The sequence below is a fragment of the Achromobacter sp. Root170 genome (assembly GCF_001428165.1).
In the GTDB taxonomy this organism is placed as follows: Bacteria; Pseudomonadota; Gammaproteobacteria; order Burkholderiales; family Burkholderiaceae_B; genus Achromobacter; species Achromobacter mucicolens.
On record NZ_LMHN01000016.1, the window covers coordinates 582,794 to 603,621 of the forward strand.

The following is a 20,828-nucleotide window of genomic DNA, read 5'->3' on the forward strand; positions in this document are numbered from 1 at the left end:
GGAAACACCCGACAGAATCTGCGTCGACCGGGCAAGCGCCGGCCTCGAGCCGGCTCGCGCGCATGCCACGGGAAAAGAGGGGGTACGTTTTTTTCGGTGTTTCAGCTTCAAGGCAAGCTCCCGCCTGGGGCGATGTCGGTTGGAATGTGCGGCAACCGTTGGAGCTATGGACTATCCGCGCGGCCGGTGCCAGGGTATGAGGGCAGACAGGCGGCCTTTTGCTGGGGCGTACTATCTCACCACGCACATTACTGGCGATGCCGCGGTCTCAAAGGCCGCAATAATGCCGAAATTCAGGCCTTTTTCCGGTTGACATCAGCGGGCGCCGCCTTGGGCGCCGGTTGCGCCCGCATGTTCAGGCCTGGCCGCGGTGAAACCGGGTTGCCAGCGCCTGGCCCACGTCGTGCATGACCCGCTTCCAGTCGCCCGGCGCGGGCTGGCGAAACAACTGCAGCGACGGATACCAGGGGGAGTCGGACCGCTGCAACAGCCAGCGCCAGTCGGGCAGGAAAGGCAGCAGCACCCAGGCGGGCCGATTCAATGCGCCGGCCAGATGCACGGGCGAGGAGTCGACCGAGACGAGCAGGTCGGCCAGGGACAGGATCGCGGCGGTGTCCTCGAAGTCGGCGATCTCGGCATCCAGCGGCACGATGTTCATGCCGGGCGGGGCCGTGGCGGCCTGGGCTGCGGCAGGGCCTTTCTGGATGGCCAGGTACGTGATGCCGGGTACGGCCAGGGGCGCCATGTCCGCCAAGGCAAGAGACCGGTTGGCGTCGTTCGAATGCGTGGGCCTGCCTGCCCAGGCCAGCGCCACCCATGGCCGTGGCAAGCCGGTCAGCCGCTTGCGCCATTTCTCGACGCGGGCCGCATCGGCCGACAGGTAGCCGACCTGGCCCGGCAGGTCGGCCATGCGCAGGCCGATCGCCATGGGCAGCGACATCAGTTCGCAGTGCTGGTCGAACGGCGGGGGGATCTGTCCGCGCGGGAAGGCATCCGGGCCGACGAGGCGCCGGGCGAAGGACAGCAGGTCGGGATGGACTTCCAGCACGACGCGCGCGCCGCTGCGGGTCCGGGCCGCGTCGATCAGGCGCATGAATTGCAGCGTGTCGCCGTACCCCTGCTCGTCATGAATGAGCAGCGTCTGGCCATCGATGCGGCTGCCGTCCCAGCGCGGCCGCTGTACCTTGCGGTCCATCGCCGCGGTATGGGAAAGGCTGTAGCGCCAACGGTATTCCGACCAGCCGCGCTCGAAATCCCCTTGCAGCAAGCGCGTTTCGGCCAGGTCGAATCGGGCGGACAGGTTGCCGGGCATGGCGGTGGCGAGCATGGCCTGAATGTCAGCGGCTTCCTGAACGCGCCCTTGAAATTTCACTGCCAGACCGAGAAGGCGCCAAAGTACGGCGGGAGCGCCGCGCGGGTCCATGTTCTCGCGCAGCAGCCGCTCGGCTTCGGCGTTCTGCCGCTCAGTCAGCAGATCGCGGACGCGGCGTGCCAAGTCTTCCGAGTCTTGCGCTTCGGCTGTTGCAGCCTGCGAGCCGCATGCCGTCCGCAGGCGCGTGCGCAGTTCAAGCGCCTGCGGGTGGCTGGGCGAGAAGGCCAGCAGCGCTTCGATCCATTGCAGCGCTTGTGCGGGCCGCGACCGCGCCGCTTCGATGTCCGCCAGATTGATGTACGCGTTCGCCAGGCGCGGGTTGCATTCGATGGCGCGCTGCCCGGCGTTTGCCGCGGCCTCGTGATCGCCCAGTTCGCGCAGCACGAAGGCGAGGTTGCTGTGCGCCTCGGCGTAGTCGCCGCGCAATGTGAGCGCCCGGGCGTAATGCTGACGTGCTTCGTCCAGGCGATTGACGCCCGTGTACGCGTTGCCGAGGTTGTTGAGGGCTTCCGGGCTGTTCGGCTGAAGTTGCGCCACCCGTTCAAGACATTCGACGCTGTCGGCGTGGCGCCCGGATTCCTGCAGGATGATTCCCAGGTTGTTCCACGCCATGACCAGCCCGGGCTCTCGTTGCGTGGCATGGCGCGCGGCGGCCTCGCCTTCGGCGAGCAGGCCTTGCTGCCGGCAGATTTCGGCCAGGTTGCCGAAGTAGACCGCGGGCGCGGCGTCGGTCCGGCAAGCGTGCCGCATCAGGTCGAGCGCCAGCGCGGGCTGGCCGTGCGCGTGCGCGATCAGGCCCAGCAGGTGGGAGGCATCGGCCTGTCCTGGCGATGCGGCCAGAATGCGGCGGCAGAGGACCTCTGCCTGGGCCGCCTGTCCGGCGTTCCAGTGTGCGTGGGCCTGTTGCAGGGCTTCGCGCAGCGAAAGCTGCGTGCCTGTCGTTGGCGGTGGCGGTGCGGGCGTGGAGGCCATGGTCAGACCAGCGGCCGCCGTCCGGGCCGGCCTGAAGGGAAACGTGAAGCGCAGATTCTAGTGCCTTCGCGCGGGCTTGCCATCTACGCGCCGCGGCGTATCGTCACCCGCAGGCCCTGGCCGAAGTCGCTTTGCGCATCTCGCATGGCGAATGCGATGCGCATGCCGTGCGCATGGGCGATGCGGCGCGCGATGGAGACGCCCAGGCCGCTGCCGGCTTCCTCGTTGCCGGCGGCGCGAAGGAACCGGTCGCCCAGCCGCGGCAGCACCTCGGGCGCAACGCCGGGCCCCTGGTCGTCGACCGATATTTGCGAGGGCGAGAATGCCAGACGCACCCGGCCATGGCGCGGGCCGTACCGGATGGCGTTGTCCAGGATGTTCTTCAGCATGATGACCAGCGCGTCGGCATCGCCGGCCATGGGCAGCGGCAGCACGCCCGGCGCGGGCCATTCGACCGCGATGTCCACGTCCCGCCGGTTGGCGATCCAGAGGCAGTCGCTGACGGCCTGCTCGGCCACGCTGCCCCAGTCGACAGCGCCGCCGAAGTCCGTGTGATTGGCATTGTCCAATCGCGCCATCGTCAGCAGCTGCGAGACCAGCCGGTCCAGCCGCTCCATCCCGCGCGTCACGCTGGTCTGCGCCTGTTGCAGGGCCTGCGGGTCTTGCGTGCGCCGCATCACGTCCCACTGCGCCCGCACGGCAGCCAGCGGCGTGCGCAGCTCGTGCGCCGCATCCGCGGTCAGCCGGCGCTCTTGTTCGATCAGCGTACCGACCCGCGCAAGCAGGCCATTCATGGACGTCACCAGCGGCGTGAGCTCGCCCGGCACGCCGGACAGCGGCAAGGGCTTGGCGTCGTCCGGGCTGCGCCGTTCCAGGTCGGACGACAGCCTGCGCACAGGGGACATCGCCTGGCGCACCGCGTAGATCAGCAGTGCGATCAGCACCGGCAGGCCCAACAGCCACGGCAGGATCTGCCCGGCCACGTAGGCGATCACGAGGTCGTCGCGTTCGCCGATGCGCTGTCCCACGCCGACCCGCGTCTGGCCCGAGGGATCGTCCAGGTAAAAGAGGCGCCAGCGTTCGCCGTTGACGATGCTTTCCGCAAACCCTTCGCGGTCTTCGTTGCGAGGAAACTGCAGGGCTTCGGGGTCGAGCACCAACGGGGCTTGCGATCCGCGCCATATGGCCACCGACAGATCGCCCAGGCCCGCATCGCCGGCGCTGTCCGACGCCGGCAACTGGGCGCGCGCCGGCTGCGTCTGGGCGGAAGGCGGGATCAGCGCGGATATGGCGATGGTCTGCTGCGCCAGGCGCACCATGTCGGTGTCGTAGAGCTCGTTGATCTCGTGGGCGGCGCGCCAGTACGTGCCGGCGATGGTGATGAGCCACGCGACTGGCGCCGCCAGCAGCACGGCAACGATCAGGCGTCGTTGCAACGTCATGAGTCGGCTTCCACCTGGCCCAGCGCGTAGCCCGACCCCCGCACGGTGCGCACGATCTTCGGGTGGATCTTCTTGCGCAGATGATGCACGAACACCTCCAGCGCATTGCTTTCGAGTTCGGCTTCCCAGTCGTAGAGCTTGTCGCGGATGAAGTCGCGCGTCAGCACGCGATTCGGATGCGTCAGGAACAGTTCCAGCAGCAGCGCTTCGCGCGTCGTGAGGTCCACCTTCTGGCCCTTCCAGTGCACTTCATGCAGGGCTGGGTGGTAGTCGAGATCGCCATGACGCCAGACGGGCTCGGGCTTGCCGGCCACGCGCCGCGTCACCGCGCGCAACCGCGCCGCCAGTTCATCCAGGGTGATGGGCTTGATGAGGTAATCGTCCGCGCCGGCATCCAGGCCCGCGATGCGGCTTGAGACCGCTTCGCGCGCCGTCAGGATGACAACCGGCACGGTGCGCCCTTCGCGGCGCCAGCGGCCCAGCAGGGATACGCCGTCTTCGCCGGGCAGGCCCAGATCGAGGACCACGGCGTCGTAATGCACAACGCTGATCGCCTGATCGCCTTCGCGGCTGCTGGAGAACCAGTCGACGGCATAGCCCAGAAGCCGTAAGCCGGATGTAAGACCGTCGCCAATGAGCGGGTCGTCTTCAATGATGAGAATTCTCATTTATCGTCTTCTCGCCGTGCAGGACTGAGATTACCACCGCCTGGGTGGTTAATTTCTCATTAAGGTTCCATGCCTAAGCTGCGCTCCATCGTATCGGGAAAATCAGTTCCTAAGCATGGAATACCGCATGCCCCACAACAAATGTTTCGCCCCGTCCACCTGGACGGCGATGGCCGCGCGGCCTCGGGATTTGCCCGCAACGCTGCACATCCATCCCATCGAGGATCCGATGCGTGAGCGGATCGAATCCTACATCCACCAACGTTATCAACAGCGTTTTGGCGCCCGGCTGACCGAGTGGCTGCCCACGCTGGTCAGTGTGCAGAGAGACGGCGAGATCCTGGCGGCGGCGGGCTATCGCAGCGCGAGCGATCCGCTTTTTCTGGAACGCTACCTGTCCGCGCCCATCGAGCAATACGTGCGCGATCAAGGCGCGCCCGTCGCACGCAGCCTCATCGTCGAAGCCGGGCAGTTTGCCGCCGTGCGGCCGGGCGGCGGCAGATTGCTGGTGCCGCTTCTGGCACGGCATCTGCACGCCGAGGGCTTTGATTGGGCGGTCAGCACGCTCACCATCGAACTGCACCATCTGTTCCAGCGAATGGGGTTGGCGCATCAGCCGATCTCGGCGGCCACCTCGGACCACCTGAACGAAGCCGAGCGCAAGGACTGGGGCAATTACTACGCGCATGCGCCGACGGTGTTCGCGGGGCGGCTCAATGCCATTCTTGGCCGCCTTCCGGAGCTGGACGTATGAACGTGCCCCACTTTTTCTCGCTGTTGAGGGAACCTGCCCGCGCGCGTGCGGTTGCGGTCCAGACCCAGTCAGAGGGATTGGACTATGCGGCGCTGCTCGCCCGCGTGGACTCGCTTGCCGGCGCCCTCGCGGCGCGCGGGGCGACGGTCGTGGCCTCGCTGATGGACAACGGTCTTGAATGGATCGTGCTGGATCTGGCCTGTCTTCAAGCAGGCGTGGTGCACGTGCCCCTGCCGCTGTTCTTCACGCCTGGCCAGTGGCGCGAGACCCTGGATGCTGCTGGCGTAAACGCCGTCGTCGGACCTGCGTCATTGCAGCCCATGTTGCAGGCCTTCGGGTTCGAGATCGCCACGCAAGCGCAGGGCCAGTCGGCGCTTTTCCGGCGCGCTTTCGCCAAGGTGCCGTTGCCCGCCGGCACGGCGAAGATCACCTTTACGTCCGGGTCGACCGGCAGCCCGAAGGGCGTGTGCCTGGGCGCGGACCAGATGCTCGCGGTGGCGGGGGGGCTTGCGGCCGCCACGCGGCCGCTAGGCATTGCGCGCCATTTCACGGCGCTGCCCCTGCCCGTGCTGCTGGAGAACATTGCGGGCGTCTACGCGCCCCTGATCGAGGGCGCGGCGATCTGCGTCAACCCCTTGAAGGACATCGGGCTTCAGGGATCGTCGCGCTTCGATCCGGCCGTGTTTCACCAAGCCCTCGTGGCGGGCCGCGCGCAAAGCGTCATCGTGCTGCCGCAGATGTTGCGCGCTTATGCGGGCTGGCTGCGGGCGGCGGGCCTCGCAGGTCCCGGCACGCTGCGTTTCGTTGCGGTGGGCGGGGCGGCAGTGGGAAGCGACCTGCTGGAATACGCCCGCTCGCTGGGGATACCCGCCTATGAAGGCTACGGGCTGTCGGAGGCCTGCTCGGTGCAGACCCTGAACCTGCCCGGCGCAGACTGTCCCGGGTCGGCGGGCCGCCCCTTGCCGCATGCGCGCGTGCGCGTCGCTGCCGACGGTGAAATCGAGGTGGCCGGGGCGCTGGCGCTGGGCTATCTGGGGCAGCCCGCGATGCCTTCGACATGGCTGCCGACAGGCGACCTGGGCCGCATCGACGATGCCGGATTCCTGCATATCCGCGGTCGAAAGAAGAATGTGCTGATTACCGGATACGGACGCAATGTGTCGCCCGAATGGGTCGAGCTGCGCCTGGCGAACCAGCCCGTCGTCGCCCACTGCGTCGTGTTGGGCGAAGGCCAGGCAGCGCTGGGCGCCGTGATCTGGCCGCTGGGCAATCCCAGCGATAGCGCCATTCAAGCGTGCGTCGACCAGGTCAACCAGGGGCTGCCGGACTATGCCCGGATCGGATCCTGGATGCGCGCGCGGGCCGAGTTCTCTGCCACCAGCGGCCTGGCGACGGTGAATGGGCGTCCGCGCCGGCAGGCCGTTGCCCAATTGCATGCCGATCTCTTTTCCGCGGGTTACCGCTCAACTATCGATGTAGACCCATCATGACCTTTTTCGAACAGTTGCTTGATCAGACGCGCGAGGCCCGGGAGTCCCTGGTGGCCACGCCCATCATCCAGGATTGCCTGCGCGGCCAGGTCGCGCGGCCCGCCTATGCGGCGTTTCTGCGCGAGGCCTATCACCACGTCAGCCACACCGTGCCGTTGATGCACGCGTGCCGCGCGCGCATGCCGGCACGCCTGGCATGGATGCTGCCCGCGATCGATGAATACATCGAGGAGGAGACCGGCCACGATGACTGGATCCTCAATGACCTGCGTGCGCTGGGACACGATGCGGACGAGGTTCGCCGTGCCGGACCCGGGCCGGCCACCGAAATCATGGTGGCTTACGCCTACGACACCATCGCGCGCAAGAATCCGGTGGGATTCTTCGGCATGGTGCACGTGCTGGAGGGCACCAGCGTCACGCTGGCCTTGAACGCCGCCGATCAGATCCAGCGCGCGCTGGCGCTGCCGCCAAGCGCCTTCAGCTATCTGCGGTCCCACGGCACGCTGGACCAGGAGCACACCGCGCATTTCGCCGATCTGGTCAACCGCCTGGACGACGACGCCGACCGCGCCGCCGTGATCCATGCCGCCAATATGTTCTACGGGCTTTATGGGGCGATCTTCCGTTCCCTGCCGCGCTCGTCTTCGCAAGGACAAGGCGCATGAGCCCGCGCGATGCCTCCGTCGTGTTGACGGGCGCCGCGGGCGGCCTCGGAAGCGCGATTGCGCGCCGGCTCTTCGACGAAGGCGCGAGCCTGCTGCTGGTCGGCCGCAGCGAAGCGCCCTTGCTGGCGCTGGCGCAGTCGCTGAGCGCCGGGGCGCGCGACCGGTCGCGTGTGGACGCGCTGGTGGTGGACGTGACCACCGATGCCGGCCGCAACGCGGTCATCGATGCCGCCGGCGCCCGCAATGCCAACGTGCTCATCAACAATGCGGCGCTGGCCGCGTTCGGGCCGGCGCAGTCCCTGCAGACCGAAGCGCTGCGCCAGCTCATGGACACGAATGTCGTCGCGCCCATGATGCTGACCGCCGGCATGCTGCCGCTGTTGCTGGCGCAGCCGCGCGCCCAGGTGCTGAACATCGGATCGACGCTGGGCAGTCTGGGCGTGCCGGGGTTCTCGGCCTATGCGGCAAGCAAGGCCGCGCTTCGGATGTACTCCGAAACCTTGCGCCGCGAACTGGCCGACTCGTCCGTCCGGGTGCAGTACTACGCGCCCCGGGCCATCGACACGCCGTTCAACTCGCCCGAAGTGCTGGCGTTCAACAAAGAAACCGATTCGGCCAGCGATAGCCCGGAAGAAATCGCAGAGGCGGTATCGCGCATGCTGCAAAGCGAATCGCGCCAACGCTTCGCGGGCGGAATCGAATCCGTGGCGGCACGGCTGAATGGTCTTTGCCCTGAATGGTTGGACGGCGCGTTTGCGAAGCATCGCCGCGCCTTGATGTCGTTGAAATTTCCTACTGGAGCCTAGTCATGAATCAGAATATCGGCCTGCGCAATGCGGCCGCCGGCTTGCTGGCGGGTGTGGCGTGCTTGTTTTCCACCTTTACCCTCGCGGCGCCCGCCGACATGGACCAGGGTATCCGCGAGCTGCAAAACGGCTGGGCGGACATTCAATACAAGACCCCGCCCAACGATCGCGCCAAGCGCTTCGAGGCTCTGTCCAAGCAGGCCCACGACCTGACGCAGCGTTACGCCAACAAAGCCGAACCGCACATCTGGGAAGGCATCATCCTGAGCTCGTGGGCCGGCGCCAAGGGCGGCATGGGGGCGCTCAGCCTGGCGAAGCAGGCCAAGGCCGAGTACGAAACCGCCATCCAGATCGACAGCAAGGCGCTGGACGGGTCCGCACTGAACAGCCTGGGCGTGCTGTATTACAAGGTGCCCGGCTGGCCAGTGGGATTCGGCGACAACAAGCGCGCCGAGGCCTTGCTGCAGCAGGCGTTGACCATCAACCCGGACGGCATCGATCCGAACTACTTCTACGCGGATTACCTGGTGTACCGGAACCGCAAGTCCGAGGCGATTCCGTACCTGGAAAAGGCGCTGAAGGCGCCGCCCCGCCCCGGCCGCGAAGTGGCTGACGAGGGCAGGCGAGAGGAAGTCCGGACGCTGCTGAAGGAAGCGCGCTGAAGGCGAGGGCGGCTCACTTGCGCGGGTAGGATCCCAGCAACCGGAACTCGGGATGCGCCTTCAAAAGCCCGGCAAGGGGTTCCTGCGCGGCATGGCCCGCGACCTCGACGACATACCGGTGCGTGTCCAGGGTCTTTTTACTGGGACGCTCATAGATCGTCAGCACGGCAACGTTGGCCTGCACGAGGGCGCGCAGTGCATCATTCAGGTTGTCGTCCGCGGTCGAGAGCACCAGCGAGGTCTTGTCATGTCCCGTGGGCGCGGGCAGGTCGCGGCCCAGCACCCACCAGCGCGTCACATTGTGCGGGCCTTCCTCGATCCCATCGACCAGCGCGCTCAGCGAATACACGCTGGCGCCCACCTTCGGACCGAACGAGGCCTTGTCGAGGGTGGCGCTTTCGGCGACGGTCTTGGCGGCGGCGCCGCCACTTGCGGACTCGGTGCGCTTCACCGTGGGCATTTCCCGGTCCAGCCAGGGTTTCACTTCCTCGAATGCCACCGGGTGGGCGAACACTTCCTTGATGTCTTGCAGCTTCGCGCCGGGACGCGCCAGCAGGCTGTAGCCCAGCATCTTGGGGTATTCGCCGACCACCACGGCATTGGGCAGATCCAGCACCGCGTCCAGATAGGGCGTGACGCCAACGACCGACGTCGTCACGGGGACGCACGCCTGGGTCAGCTTGCCCGATGCGTAGCCGGAAAAGAGTTCATCGCGCGTGAGCGGGACAAGCGCGTTGGGCCCGAACAGGTCCAGGCACGCCTGATGGGTCCAAGAGCCCGCGGGCCCCAGGTAACCAATGGAACCGGCAAAACTGGGGGTCATCGTCATCATCCAGGTCATGAGGCCAACTGCCGCGCCAAGGTGTCTTTTTGCCATGGTGTCGCCTTCGAAGAGGGCCGCGCGACGGCCGCGCAATATCATGGATCGCCAAGACGGTATGAAACACCAGGCGCGCCGATCTGTATAGAGGGATCCGCTTTCAGCGTGTGAGGGCAGGCCGCCACGCCGGAGGGCGTGATCCTTGGTTCAAAAAACATCAACCTAAACGCCGCTGTTACCCGATACACTGAGCCGCAAATGGGTCAAAGAAACATGTCGGATCAATAAAAGGTTGCAAGGCAAAGCCAAGCGCAACCTCGGGGGGAGACAAACGTGCTTGGTTCTGAGTTGATCATTCGCTCGCTGCGTCGGCGGGGCGTCAATACCATTTTCAGCCTGTCCGGCAACCAGATCATGCCGCTATACGATGCCTGTATCGACGCAGGCATCCGCATCATCCACGTCCGGCACGAAGCGGCCGCGGTCTTCATGGCCGATGCGTGGTCGCAGATCACCGGCGAACTCGGCGTGGCATTGATCACCGCCGCGCCGGGCCTGACCAACGGACTCGCGCCGCTTTATTCGGCCTCGCAGGCGGAAAGCCCGGTGCTGCTCATCTCGGGCGACTCCTCGGTGTCGGAAGACGGCTCTGGCGCGTTCCAGGAACTGGACCAGGTCTCCATCACCCGTCCGCTGACCAAGTTGTCGGTCCGTCCGCGGTCCGCGGCAGAGCTATGCCCGGCGCTCGAAGCGGCGATCTCGCAGGCGCTTGCGCCTCGTCGCGGCCCCGTCCACCTGGCGTTGCCCTTTGACCTGCTGACCGCCGAATCGGGCATGGCGGACCTTCCCGAGGCGCCGGGCGTTCTGCCGGTCGCCGCGCTGGATGCTGTCAGCGTGAACCAACTGGCTGACCTGTTGCATTCGGCCCGGCGTCCGCTGGTGCTGGCCGGGCCGTCGAGCGCGCGGCCGCAAGGACGTTCCGCGCGCGCGGCAGCCGAAGCCGCGCTGGGGCTGCGCATCATCCCGATGGAAAGCCCCCGCGGGCTGAAAGATCCGTCGCTGGGGGCCTTGGCCGGCATCATTCCAAGCGCCGACCTGATCGTTCTGGCGGGAAAGTGCCTGGACTTCACGCTGGGATTCGGCAGCACCGGCGCGCTTGGGCAAGAGGCCCGCGTCGCGGTCATCGACCCGGACCCCGCGATGCTGGAACGCGCGGGCCGGCTGCTTGGCGCGCGTCTGGTCCTGGCATTGCAGGCCGACCCGGCGGCGGCGCTGACGGCGGTGGCGGCGGCGCAACCGTCGGCCGAACGCCTTGCGTGGCGCGCCCAGGTCGATGAAGCGCTGCAAAGCCGGACGGTGAAGACGCCGTCCGCACCGGCGCAGGGCGCATTGGATCCGCGCGCGCTGTGCGAGACCGTGCAGGCGTTCCTGGCGTCCGCGCCCGATCCGATCCTGATCTGCGACGGCGGCGAGTTCGGCCAATGGGCGCAGGCGTTCTGCCAGGCGCCGGTCCGCATCATCAACGGCATGTCCGGGGCGATCGGCGCAGGGGTCTGTTATGCGATCGCCGCAAAGATCGCGCGGCCGGGGGCGACGGTGGTCGTCATGATGGGCGACGGCACCGCCGGATTCCACCTGATGGAGCTGGACACGGCGGTGCGCGAAGGCGCGGCGATCATGGCGGTGATCGGCAACGACCTGCGCTGGAACGCCGAGCACCTGATTCAAATGCGCACCTACGGCCCGCAGCGGCTCATCGGCTGCGAGCTTTCTCCGGCGGCTCGCTACCACGACGTCGCCTCGGCGCTGGGCGGCGCGGGGTTTGCGGCGCACGACGCCGCAGGCCTGGCCACCGCCTTGCGCCAGGCCGCCGCTAGCGGCTTGCCAGCCTGCATCAACGTGTCTCTCGCGGGCGAGGCCGCGCCGGTTTTCCACGCAGCATCAATGCAGTCCACGACCGGTCATTGAGCTCAAGGCATCGAGCGTTGCCGCAGTCCGGTTTCGTCCCGTAGAACGAACAGGAGACATCCCATGATCAGCCTCACCGGCATCGTCCCGGGCGGGTCCGCTCGCGCCGCGTTTTGCCTGCTTCTCGCCTGTCCCGGCCTGGCCGCCGCCCAGGCTTACCCTGCCAAACCGATCCAGCTCATCGTGCCTTTCAGCGTGGGCGGCGACGCCGACATGGCGGCGCGCAATTTGTCCGCCGCTGCGCAAGGCGTCCTGGGGCAGCCGGTGGTCGTGGTCAACAAGGCCGGCGCCAACGGCGCGATCGGATCGGCCGCGGTCAAGAATGCAGCGCCCGACGGGTACACGCTGCTGATGGGCCGCATCGGTTCCCAGGTCCTCCTGCCCGCGTTGCAGCCCAAGACAACGCCCTATACCTCTAAGGACTTCACGTTCATCGGGCTGCTGGAGCTGAACCCCGTCGTCTGTGTGGTGCATCCGGATAGCACCTATCGGACCATCGGCGACCTGTCCCAGGCACTGAAGGCCAGGCCCGGCAAGCTGAACTACAGCCATTCCGGCCCCGCGACCGTGCAGAACCTTGCCCCGCAACTGTTGCTCAGCAGTCTGGGATTGAAGCCCGACGCGGCCGTCAGCGTCCCGTACAAGGGCGGCAGCGAGGTGGCCATGGCGGTGCTGAGCCGCGATGTGGACTTCGCCTGCAACAACTTGAGCTCGATGACCGGAATCCTTGCGGGCGGCAAGTTGCGCGCCTTGCTGACGACGACGCCGGAACGCCTTGCGCAGTTTCCGGACATTCCGACCGCACGCGAATCGAACCTGCCGCAGCTTGAGGCCGTCATCGGCTGGAGCGGGCTGTTCGGGCCGCCGGGCATGAGCGCCGAAGCGGTGGACAAGTGGGCCTCCGCGCTTCAGCAGATTTCGAAGGACCCGAAGTGGATCGAGGGCAACGCCAACTTCGGCGGCATTCCGCATGTGTTGTCGCCTGCCGATACGGCAAAGTACGTCGATCAGGGCGCCACCATTTATTCCGAGCTGGTAGCCAAGGCGGGGTTGCAGGTCAATTAGCCGTGGGCATGCGGGGCGATTCCGGGCGCCAGGCCTTCGGCGGCCGGAATCGCCTGGCGCAGATACTGGACGAACGAGGTCACGGTCAGGGGCACGCGGGGCGTGTAGGGCCTGACGGCATAGAGCCGTTCGGCATAGTCGCCGACGACGCGCCATCCTGGCAGAACCTCGACCAGCGTGCCGCACTGCAGCGCCTGGCCCGCGCTGAAATCCGGAAGCAGCGCGATGCCGACCGAGCCGGCGGCCGCCTCGCGCAGGACTTCACTGTTGTTGGCCGTGAAGCTGCCGCGCACCGGCACGGCGATGCGCTTGTCCCCGTCCAGCGATTCGAACGACCAGGTCGCGCCGCCGCTGCGGCGCAGGTAGTGCAGGCAATTGTGGCCCTCCAGATCCGTGGGCGTGCGTGGCGTGCCATGTGCCGACAGATACTGCGGCGTGGCGACGAGCACCGAGCGCGTCTCGCAGATCAACGAGGCGACATGGGTGTCGGGCACGCCGGCGACATGCCGGATCGCCAGGTCGAATCCCTCGGTGGCCAGGGAAGCCAGGTGGTCGCTCAGCTCAAGCTGAATCCGGACGTCCGGAAAGCGCGCAAGGAAACCGGGTATCAGCGGCGCGATGACCTGGCGTCCCAAGGCGACGGGCGCCGTCACGGACAACACGCCGCGCGGGCCGTCGGACAAGTCGCGGACCGCGGAGAATCCCGCTTCGATGCGCTGGTAGGCCGACGCCGTGTGGTCGACCAGGCTTGCCCCCGCCTCGGTCAGGCTGACACTGCGCGTGGTTCGCCGCACGAGGGGAACGCCGGCCGCCTGCTCCAGTTCCACGATGCGCTGGCTGACCGACGCCTTGCTGATCTGCAGCCGGCGCGCGGCGGCCGTGAAGCTTCCCGTGTCGGCCAGCACGCCCAGGCAGTGAATGTGCGACCACAGGTCTTCCAGGCGTCTTGTCTTTGTCATGCCAATTTCCATTGTTCAGAACCGCAAACACTGATTCCAGCCTTCTGGTCTCGACGCGCGGCGGGCGGCACGACATAGTGCCAGCACCCGCACTTCACGCTTGAGCACAGGAGAACACCATGCATGCAACCCCGCGCAGCGCCGGCGAATCCATTGCCGGACACTTTATCGCCGGAAGCCGCGTCGATGGGACAGGCGCGCGCCAGCCCATCTTCAATCCGGCCACGGGCGCCGTCACCCGTCACGTCACGCTGGCCACGCCCGACGAGGTGCAGCGCGCGGTAGCCAGCGCGCAAGCCGCCTTTCCGGCGTGGGCCGACACGCCGCCGATCCGCCGTGCGCGCGTGTTGTTCAGATTTCTTGAACTGCTGAACCGCCACCGCGACGAGCTCGCTCACCTGATCACCGCCGAGCACGGCAAGGTGTTCAGCGATGCGCAAGGCGAAGTCGCGCGCGGCATCGACATTGTGGAGTTCGCCTGCGGCATTCCGCAACTGCTTAAGGGCGCGCATACCGAACAGGTTTCCACCGGCATCGACAACTGGACGTTGCGCCAGCCGCTGGGCGTCGTGGCCGGCATCACGCCTTTCAATTTTCCGGTGATGGTGCCGATGTGGATGTTTCCGGTTGCGATCGCCGCAGGCAACACGTTCGTGCTCAAGCCCAGCCCGACGGATCCCAGTGCGTCGCTGCGCATCGCCGAACTGCTGCGCGAGGCAGGTCTGCCCGATGGCGTGTTCAACGTGGTGCAGGGCGACAAGGTCGCCGTGGACGCGCTGCTCACGCATCCCGGCGTTAAGGCGGTTAGCTTTGTCGGATCCACGCCGATCGCCAACTACATCTATGAGACGGGCGCCCGCCTGGGCAAGCGCGTGCAGGCGCTGGGCGGCGCGAAGAACCATATGGTGGTGATGCCCGATGCCGATATCGACCAGGCCGTGGATGCCTTGATCGGCGCCGGCTACGGATCGGCGGGTGAGCGGTGCATGGCGATCAGCGTGGCCGTGCTGGTGGGCGACGTGGCCGACCGCCTGCTGCCCAGGCTGATCGAGCGCACGAAGGCCTTGAAGGTGCTGGACGGCGAGAACCCGGCCGCCGAAATGGGACCGATCGTGACCCGCGCCGCGCACGAGCGCATCAGCGGCTACATCGCGCAGGGAGAAGCGGAGGGCGCGAAGCTGCTGGTCGATGGCCGAGGCTTCAACGGCACGCAGGCAGGCGAGGGGTGCGGCGACGGCTTCTGGATGGGCGGCACGTTGTTCGACCACGTCACGCCCGACATGCGCATCTACAAGGAAGAAATCTTCGGTCCGGTCCTGGGCTGCGTGCGGGTCAAGGACCTGAAGGAAGCCGTGGATCTCATCAACGCGCATGAGTTCGGCAATGGCGTCGCGTGCTTTACGCGGGACGGCAACGTGGCGCGCGAATTCGGCCGGCGCATCGAGGTCGGCATGGTGGGCATCAATGTGCCCATTCCCGTCCCGATGGCCTGGCACGGCTTTGGCGGCTGGAAGCGCAGCCTTTTTGGTGACATGCATGCCTACGGCGAAGAAGGCGTGCGCTTCTACACCCGCCAGAAGTCGATCATGCAGCGCTGGCCGGAGAGCATCGGCAAGGGCGCGGAGTTCGCGATGCCGACGGCGAAGTGATCGTGGCGGCGGGCGGCGGGCACGCGGCCGCCTGCCCGCGCCGCGGGCCGCCAGCCCGCGCGGCGCAATGCCGCTCATGCGGGCGACATCCACCCGCGGTAGATCGCGCCGGCGCCCGCGATCGCAAGCAGCACGAAGATGGATCGCTTCAGCAGTTCGGGAGAGACGCGCGTTCTGAAGCGCGAGCCGGCGTACAGGCCGATGAGCGCGACGGGCAGGAGCACGGCGGCGGCGCGCAGGATGTCCGGATTGGAGTACATCCCCGCGGCCCCGAACGCTGCCGCCCGCACGATCCCGCTCAGCAGGATCACGACCGAAATGGTTGCCCGGAATTGCTCCAGTGCGTCCAGGCGTCGCGAGAGGTAGATCGTGTAAATGGGGCCGCCGGTGCCGAACAGCGCGCTGAAGACGCCGCCGAACACTCCGAACGGAAATGCCCAGATGGGCTTGAGCGGCGGCTTGGGGCCGCCCCGGGCGCCGCGCAGGCCCTGGATGCACACGACCAGCACGAACGCGCCCAGAAGGATCAGGGGCCAGCGGGCCCCGGCGTCGCGCAGCAGCGTGACACCCAGCGCGATGCCCAGCAGCATCCAGGGCAGCAGACGCTTGAACTCGGCCAGGCTGACGCGTCTCCAGTTTCTGCCGCCGACCAGGGCCGTGCAGGTCAGGTCAAACAGCACGACCAGCGGCACGGCCAGTTGCAGGGGAATGAATTGGACCAGCACGGGCACGGCGACCATGGCCGCGCCGAATCCCGTCATCCCGAAGACCGTGTAGGCGACGAAGATGACGGGGATGACAAACGCAAGCGATTCGGTGGGCATGGGTGGAAACAGCACCTCGATGGTCGAAGCAGGGCTGGAGCGCGACGAAGCCCTGCGGTGGGTCAGCTGGCGGTGATGCCTTTCTTTTGCACCAGAGCCTGCCATTTGGCGGACTCCGCGGCAATCTCCTTTTGCAGCGCCGCGCCAGGCACGATAGTGGGCGCCATGCCCTGGTCTTGAAGGTACCGCTTCAAGCCCGGTTGCTCAACAGCCTGGTTGGCCACCGCAAGCAGCCGGTCTATCGCGGCTTGCGGCGTGCCGGCAGGCGCCATCAGCGCAAACCAGCCGGTGAACTCGAAGCCGGGCACGCCGTCCTCGGCGGTGGTCGGCACGCCGGGCAGCAAGGCCGCGCGCTCCTTGCCCGTGACGGAAAGCGCGCGCAGGCGGCCGCCCTTGAGCAGCGGCGCAATCGCATTGATGTTGCCGACGGCCACCTGGATGACGCCTGCCATCAGGTCCGTATAGCCAGGGCCTTCCCCCTTGTACGGGACATGCATGAGTTCAATGCCGGCCGCGTCCGTGAAGGCTTCGCCAGCCATATGCGTCTGGCTGCCGACCCCAGCGGACGAAAAGCTGAGCTTGCCCGGCCGCGCCTTGGCGTAGGCGATGAGTTCGCGCGTGTTCTTGACAGGCAGTTCGGCATTGACGGTGATGACCATCGGTCCGCTGGCGACCTTGGCGATGAGGCTGAAGTCGTTGAGCGAGTAGGGCAGCTTGCTGTAGATGAACTGATTGACGGTGAACATGCTTCCCGAAGCGAGCAACAGCGTATAGCCGTCCGCGGGTGACCCGGCCACGGCCTGCGCGCCCACGCTGCCGCCGGCGCCCGCGCGGTTCTCGACGACGATGGTCTGGTTCAGGCCCTTGGCCATTTCGGAGCCGAGCGCGCGCCCCAGCAGATCGGTGGCGCCGCCCGCCGAGAACGGGATGACCATGCGGATGGCCTTGTCCGATGGCCAGTTCGCGCGCGCGGGCGCCGCCAGCCAGGGCGACAGCGCCAGTCCATATCCCATGGCCTTGATCAGACGGCGGCGTGCATACAGAAGTTGATGTTCGTCTTTCACGGTGTTGTCTCCTTCGTTCGCGGTAGGCGCGGCCCGCCGATCTGCGGGAAGGGCGGGTTTTGCCAGGCAGCAACTGTCCCTCGGGCCAGTCGGCTCGATTTTTTTGGGGCGTCGCGGTGATTGTTGGCGGACTACTGGACTGCTGGGTTACGCACTGCTGGACTGCTGAGCTACGTACTGCGGATCAGGTATGGGGATGCGCCTCGCGTCGTCATCGGGTCTGGCTGGCGCAGACGGACTTCAATGCGTCGAGCAGCAACTGCGAGAGATGCGATCGGGGATTCTCCTGCGGCGCCAGGATGCCCAGACGGCGCTTGATGGTCGGAGAGCCGAACGGCGTGACCCGGATTCCCGCCGGGAACTCGTTGCGGCCGCGCCTGGCCGGCACCACGGACGCGCCAAGGCCATTGGCCACCATCGCAATGACGCCTTCCAGGTTGTCGATTTCCATGGTCGACCGAACCGTGATGCGCCTGCGCACCATTTCTTCCTGCACCAGATGGCCGACGCGGGCAGAGCGGTTGAATCGCACGTACGGGGTCTGCTCCAAAATTTCCTGGTCGCTGGCGCCCTGCACCGAGCGGTGCGCGATGACGACAAGCTCTTCCTCGACGAAGGGCAGGAAGTCCAGGCCGGAGCGCGGCGCATCGGGCTCGGTCACGATGGCGACATCGAGCTGGCGGTGGTAGATGGCCCGCTCCAGGTCATGCGTCAGCCCGGTGGTGACGTGAACCTCCAGCCCATGCCCCTGCTTTTGCAGGTGCCGCAGGGCCAGCGGCAGCACACCCGACACACAGGTGTGCACACTGCCCAGCTTGAGCAGGCCGGCTGACGTCCCCTTCTTGAGCGAGGCGCTCATGCTCTCCCAATGCGTGATCAGGTCGCGCGCCCGGTGGACCAGCGCAAGGCCCGTGTCCGTCAGGATCGGCGGGCGGCGGCTGCGGTCGAAGATCGTGATGCCCAGTTCATCCTCCAGGGCGCGGACCTGCATGCTCACGGCAGACAGCGACAGGCCGATCGTGTTGCCGGCCTCGGCGAAGCTGCCGTGGTCTGCGATCGCTATCAGCGTGTAGAGGGTCCGGATGTCCATGCAAGAGTCGTCCTGGTAGGGGGCGCGTTGCGAAACGCGCGGGGTTCGGGCGCTAAATCCCGAGCAGCCGCCGGGCGTTGCCTCCCATGATCTTCTTGAGGTTTTCCTCACGGATCGGCAAGCGCTCAAACCACTCTTTGTACCCTTGCACGGGACAGAAGGGAAACGAGCTGGCGTACAGCATCCGGTCGGACAGAAAGCTGTCGGCCGCCTTCACGTATTCCTCCCAGCCGGGCATGCGCGAAAAGTACATGTCTGGCGACAGCCACAGATTCGGCCGCCGGAAGCCCAGGTGCAGGATTTCGTTGACCCAGGGCCAGCCGCCGTGGGCGACCACGATATTGAGGTTGGGAAAATCCGTCAGGACGCGATCGGTCCGAATGGGATCGGAATAGCTCAAATCGGGCCCCGCGGTGCCGCCCACCATCATGATCACGGGCACGCCGACGTCTTCGCAATGGCCATAGATGGGATAAAGACGCCGGTCGTCCGCATGCATGGGCACCGGATACGAGCCCGGTTCGATGTTGATGAGCCGAAAGCCGTCTTCGATGGCCTGATTGATGGTCTGGCAGGCCTTGCGCCGGTCGGTGGGGTCGATCGAGGCCGCGCCGATGAACCGGTCGGGGTGCGCGGCTACAATGCCGCGCACGTCGTCGTTGGACACGCTGCCCAGCACGCCGGCCAGCCTGCCCACCACCACGCCGCGATCGATGCGGGCCGCCTCCATCTCTTGCAGAAGCAGGTCCATCGACTGCTGCTGGGCTGCCTTGGAGGGTTCGAATCCCACCGTCCGCGTGAAGCCGTCGCGCCGTTCTCCCGCTGAATACATCAGCGTGTTCAGGAAGCCGCCCACGGGCGGCCGAAGCCGAAAGTCGATGATCATCGCAGTCTCTTTGAATGGAATCCGATTGGGGGCGCGGCAAGGCGGCGCCTACATCACTTCGTCCTTGCGGTCGTCGGTCTCGCCGTAGCGGTGCAAAGCGGGCGGCTTCAACCCGGCATAGAGCTTTTCGATGCCGGCGTTGATCGTTTCCGCGTGCTGCGCGAAAAGCGAGTTCCCGTCCAGGTCGCTTTCGACGATGAAAGGCCCGAAGTCCTTGACTTCAAACAGCCACATCGCTTGCGCGATGCCAAGCTCATCCAGCCAATGCACCTCGCGCACCTGCTTGATGCCCCGTCCCAGCAGCGCGCCCGTGCCGTAGCCGACCGTGGTCAGGTAGATGGCCCCGCCCGGAGCCAGTACCTGCTTGTAGTCGTCGGCGGGCATGCCGCCCTTGCCGATCAGGATGCGGCACCCCGTCTCGCTGAGCCACCGGGGAATCCATTTGGAGAACCGGAACGACGCGGTGGCGGTGACCGCGCCCACGTTGTAGCCGCCGTGGCCGTCGGGTGCGGCGGCGGGCGAGCAGTGGAAGTTGACGTTGCTGACGGACCGCAGATCCACCGGCAGCGGCAGGCCCTCGTCCAGCACCTTCTTGTAGACGCCCTCGCGAGCCGTGTACACCAAGCCATTCAAGTACACGGCCGATCCCAGTTCAAGCTTGGCGATGTCTTCCGTCTTGGCGGGCAGGTCCAGGTGAAAGACCTTGATGTCGTCGTCGTTGTTTACCATTCGACCGTCTCCCGGCGCATGTAGGGCGTGAACCATTGGGGATCCGTGCGGTACTGGATCTCTCCGTTGGCATGAATTCGCGCGGTGGCGCGGCGCGAAGACAGGCAGAACGTATGCAGGCTGATGGGCATGCCGCCGGTGTGCGTGTAGCCACATTCGATGTGGCAGTCGACCACCATGCCGGTGCCGACGAAGCCCATCGCGCCCATGCCGATCGAGTTGCCGAGCTTCATCAGTTCAAGCTCCAGCTCGGCCACCTTGGGATCGGGATTGCGGTCGCCTACCGTACGCAGACAGGCCGCCTGCTTGCCGAGCTGCATGCACGTGTCCTTGGAGCCGCCCAGACCGATGCCGACGATGGCGGGCTGGCAGGCCAGCCCGCGCTTGCCGAACGCGATCAGGGTATCGAGCACGAAGCGCTTGATGCCGTCTATGCCGTCGCCCGGAAAGAGCATCCGGTAGTCGGTGCCGAAAAGCCCGCCCTTGTGCACGGTTGTGATCTCGATCCAGTCGGCGTCCGGCTCGAACGACCATTCGATTTCTGGCGCGTTGATGCCGACGTTGTTGTTGTGGTCGGTGCGCCAGAGCGGATGGACGCGATTCGGCCGCAGCGGGATGGTGACGGTGCCTTCGGCCGTGGCGTGGCGCAGCGCGCGTTCCACGGCCACGAACCCGGCGTCCACGGATGCCTCGTTGCCGACCTTGACGTAATACCTCGGCAGTCCGGTATCGGCGCACATCGGGCGCCGGTCCTGGTCGGCCGCTTCCCAGTTGTCCATCATGGCGTGGATGACGAATCGCGGCAGCTTGCCGGTTTCTTTTTTCTGGAGCGCCTGGATGCCTTCCTTGTAGTCCTTGGGGATTTCGATTGCAGCGCGGCGCATGATTTCCAGCGCGGCTTGTTCAATCTTCTGGACGGGAATTCTCATGGTGGGTTGCC

19 protein-coding genes are annotated in these 20,828 nt (G+C 66.5%); 8 read left to right on the forward strand and 11 right to left on the reverse strand.

What is annotated here, in order from left to right; genetic code table 11:
• Positions 1–355: 355 nt before the first annotated feature.
• The 3 genes from ASD87_RS26705 to ASD87_RS20535 all read right to left on the reverse strand — a co-directional run bounded on the left by ASD87_RS26705 (position 356) and on the right by ASD87_RS20535 (position 4,454).
• The gene (locus tag ASD87_RS26705) at positions 356–2,344 is read right to left on the reverse strand and encodes a tetratricopeptide repeat protein (RefSeq protein WP_082586373.1); all 1,989 of its coding nucleotides are present in this window, start codon (positions 2,342–2,344) and stop codon (positions 356–358) included.
• 83 nt (positions 2,345–2,427) lie between these two features.
• Entirely contained in the window at positions 2,428–3,786 is a 1,359-nt protein-coding gene (locus tag ASD87_RS20530) for an ATP-binding protein (protein WP_056325806.1), read from the reverse strand.
• Positions 3,783–4,454 carry a response regulator gene (locus tag ASD87_RS20535; protein ID WP_056325808.1) on the reverse strand — a complete coding sequence of 224 codons (672 nt, stop codon included), beginning with the start codon at positions 4,452–4,454 and terminating at the stop codon, positions 3,783–3,785. Before ASD87_RS20535 ends, ASD87_RS20530 begins: the two co-directional genes overlap by 4 nt.
• A gap of 127 nt (positions 4,455–4,581) precedes the next feature.
• Between ASD87_RS20535 and ASD87_RS20540 the strand changes: the two genes are divergently transcribed.
• From ASD87_RS20540 to ASD87_RS20560, 5 genes are read left to right on the forward strand one after another with little or no spacing between them, the layout of a single operon-like run.
• The gene (locus ASD87_RS20540) at positions 4,582–5,208 is read left to right on the forward strand and encodes a thermostable hemolysin (RefSeq protein ID WP_056325811.1); all 627 of its coding nucleotides are present in this window, start codon (positions 4,582–4,584) and stop codon (positions 5,206–5,208) included.
• Positions 5,205–6,698, forward strand: a complete 1,494-nt coding sequence (locus ASD87_RS20545) for an AMP-binding protein (RefSeq protein WP_056325814.1) — start codon at positions 5,205–5,207, stop codon at positions 6,696–6,698. Before ASD87_RS20540 ends, ASD87_RS20545 begins: the two co-directional genes overlap by 4 nt.
• A complete protein-coding gene (locus ASD87_RS20550) occupies positions 6,695–7,366 on the forward strand; it encodes a TenA family transcriptional regulator (RefSeq protein WP_056325817.1) in 672 nt (223 codons plus the stop codon). The genes ASD87_RS20545 and ASD87_RS20550 overlap by 4 nt, the downstream gene beginning before the upstream one ends.
• Positions 7,363–8,172 (forward strand): SDR family oxidoreductase, encoded by an 810-nt coding sequence (locus ASD87_RS20555; protein ID WP_056325819.1) that lies wholly within the window; start codon positions 7,363–7,365, stop codon positions 8,170–8,172. The genes ASD87_RS20550 and ASD87_RS20555 overlap by 4 nt, the downstream gene beginning before the upstream one ends.
• A gap of 2 nt (positions 8,173–8,174) precedes the next feature.
• Positions 8,175–8,834, forward strand: a complete 660-nt coding sequence (locus ASD87_RS20560) for a hypothetical protein (protein ID WP_056325822.1) — start codon at positions 8,175–8,177, stop codon at positions 8,832–8,834.
• A 13-nt stretch (positions 8,835–8,847) separates the two neighbouring features.
• Here the strand turns inward: ASD87_RS20560 and ASD87_RS20565 are convergent, their stop codons facing one another.
• Complete coding sequence (locus tag ASD87_RS20565; RefSeq protein WP_235512778.1) at positions 8,848–9,675, reverse strand: prephenate dehydratase; 828 nt, start codon at positions 9,673–9,675, stop codon at positions 8,848–8,850.
• A 312-nt stretch (positions 9,676–9,987) separates the two neighbouring features.
• Between ASD87_RS20565 and ASD87_RS20570 the strand changes: the two genes are divergently transcribed.
• The gene (locus ASD87_RS20570; RefSeq protein WP_056325825.1) at positions 9,988–11,622 is read left to right on the forward strand and encodes a thiamine pyrophosphate-binding protein; all 1,635 of its coding nucleotides are present in this window, start codon (positions 9,988–9,990) and stop codon (positions 11,620–11,622) included.
• A 63-nt stretch (positions 11,623–11,685) separates the two neighbouring features.
• Complete coding sequence (locus ASD87_RS20575; RefSeq protein WP_056325828.1) at positions 11,686–12,687, forward strand: tripartite tricarboxylate transporter substrate binding protein; 1,002 nt, start codon at positions 11,686–11,688, stop codon at positions 12,685–12,687.
• On the opposite strand, the gene ASD87_RS20580 is transcribed toward ASD87_RS20575, so the two are convergent.
• The gene (locus ASD87_RS20580) at positions 12,684–13,646 is read right to left on the reverse strand and encodes a LysR family transcriptional regulator (RefSeq protein ID WP_056326017.1); all 963 of its coding nucleotides are present in this window, start codon (positions 13,644–13,646) and stop codon (positions 12,684–12,686) included. The genes ASD87_RS20575 and ASD87_RS20580 overlap by 4 nt on opposite strands.
• A gap of 119 nt (positions 13,647–13,765) precedes the next feature.
• On the opposite strand from ASD87_RS20580, the gene ASD87_RS20585 reads away from it, so the two are divergent.
• Positions 13,766–15,295, forward strand: a complete 1,530-nt coding sequence (locus tag ASD87_RS20585) for a CoA-acylating methylmalonate-semialdehyde dehydrogenase (protein WP_056325830.1) — start codon at positions 13,766–13,768, stop codon at positions 15,293–15,295.
• A gap of 74 nt (positions 15,296–15,369) precedes the next feature.
• Here ASD87_RS20585 and ASD87_RS20590 read toward each other — a convergent pair whose 3' ends face one another.
• The 6 genes from ASD87_RS20590 to ASD87_RS20615 all read right to left on the reverse strand — a co-directional run bounded on the left by ASD87_RS20590 (position 15,370) and on the right by ASD87_RS20615 (position 20,817).
• Positions 15,370–16,119: a sulfite exporter TauE/SafE family protein gene (locus ASD87_RS20590; RefSeq protein ID WP_056325833.1), complete on the reverse strand. Its 750-nt coding sequence runs from the start codon at positions 16,117–16,119 to the stop codon at positions 15,370–15,372.
• Between the two features lie 62 nt (positions 16,120–16,181).
• The gene (locus ASD87_RS20595) at positions 16,182–17,183 is read right to left on the reverse strand and encodes a tripartite tricarboxylate transporter substrate binding protein (RefSeq protein ID WP_227741296.1); all 1,002 of its coding nucleotides are present in this window, start codon (positions 17,181–17,183) and stop codon (positions 16,182–16,184) included.
• 211 nt (positions 17,184–17,394) lie between these two features.
• A complete protein-coding gene (locus ASD87_RS20600) occupies positions 17,395–18,273 on the reverse strand; it encodes a LysR substrate-binding domain-containing protein (RefSeq protein ID WP_056325836.1) in 879 nt (292 codons plus the stop codon).
• 52 nt (positions 18,274–18,325) lie between these two features.
• Positions 18,326–19,159: an amidohydrolase family protein gene (locus ASD87_RS20605; protein ID WP_056325839.1), complete on the reverse strand. Its 834-nt coding sequence runs from the start codon at positions 19,157–19,159 to the stop codon at positions 18,326–18,328.
• Between the two features lie 48 nt (positions 19,160–19,207).
• On the reverse strand, positions 19,208–19,888 hold the full coding sequence (locus tag ASD87_RS20610) for a fumarate hydratase C-terminal domain-containing protein (protein ID WP_056325841.1): 681 nt from the start codon (positions 19,886–19,888) through the stop codon (positions 19,208–19,210).
• Positions 19,882–20,817, reverse strand: a complete 936-nt coding sequence (locus ASD87_RS20615; RefSeq protein ID WP_056325844.1) for a fumarate hydratase — start codon at positions 20,815–20,817, stop codon at positions 19,882–19,884. Before ASD87_RS20615 ends, ASD87_RS20610 begins: the two co-directional genes overlap by 7 nt.
• Positions 20,818–20,828 lie beyond the last annotated feature (11 nt).

Coding starts and splice junctions, on each gene's coding strand:
- ASD87_RS26705 (WP_082586373.1), bottom strand. CDS start 2,344: ATGGCCTCCACGCCCGCACCGCCACCGCCAACGACAGGCACGCAGCTT.
- ASD87_RS20530 (WP_056325806.1), bottom strand. CDS start 3,786: ATGACGTTGCAACGACGCCTGATCGTTGCCGTGCTGCTGGCGGCGCCA.
- ASD87_RS20535 (WP_056325808.1), bottom strand. CDS start 4,454: ATGAGAATTCTCATCATTGAAGACGACCCGCTCATTGGCGACGGTCTT.
- ASD87_RS20540 (WP_056325811.1), top strand. CDS start 4,582: ATGCCCCACAACAAATGTTTCGCCCCGTCCACCTGGACGGCGATGGCC.
- ASD87_RS20545 (WP_056325814.1), top strand. CDS start 5,205: ATGAACGTGCCCCACTTTTTCTCGCTGTTGAGGGAACCTGCCCGCGCG.
- ASD87_RS20550 (WP_056325817.1), top strand. CDS start 6,695: ATGACCTTTTTCGAACAGTTGCTTGATCAGACGCGCGAGGCCCGGGAG.
- ASD87_RS20555 (WP_056325819.1), top strand. CDS start 7,363: ATGAGCCCGCGCGATGCCTCCGTCGTGTTGACGGGCGCCGCGGGCGGC.
- ASD87_RS20560 (WP_056325822.1), top strand. CDS start 8,175: ATGAATCAGAATATCGGCCTGCGCAATGCGGCCGCCGGCTTGCTGGCG.
- ASD87_RS20565 (WP_235512778.1), bottom strand. CDS start 9,675: ATGACCTGGATGATGACGATGACCCCCAGTTTTGCCGGTTCCATTGGT.
- ASD87_RS20575 (WP_056325828.1), top strand. CDS start 11,686: ATGATCAGCCTCACCGGCATCGTCCCGGGCGGGTCCGCTCGCGCCGCG.
- ASD87_RS20580 (WP_056326017.1), bottom strand. CDS start 13,646: ATGACAAAGACAAGACGCCTGGAAGACCTGTGGTCGCACATTCACTGC.
- ASD87_RS20585 (WP_056325830.1), top strand. CDS start 13,766: ATGCATGCAACCCCGCGCAGCGCCGGCGAATCCATTGCCGGACACTTT.
- ASD87_RS20590 (WP_056325833.1), bottom strand. CDS start 16,119: ATGCCCACCGAATCGCTTGCGTTTGTCATCCCCGTCATCTTCGTCGCC.
- ASD87_RS20600 (WP_056325836.1), bottom strand. CDS start 18,273: ATGGACATCCGGACCCTCTACACGCTGATAGCGATCGCAGACCACGGC.
- ASD87_RS20605 (WP_056325839.1), bottom strand. CDS start 19,159: ATGATCATCGACTTTCGGCTTCGGCCGCCCGTGGGCGGCTTCCTGAAC.
- ASD87_RS20610 (WP_056325841.1), bottom strand. CDS start 19,888: ATGGTAAACAACGACGACGACATCAAGGTCTTTCACCTGGACCTGCCC.
- ASD87_RS20615 (WP_056325844.1), bottom strand. CDS start 20,817: ATGAGAATTCCCGTCCAGAAGATTGAACAAGCCGCGCTGGAAATCATG.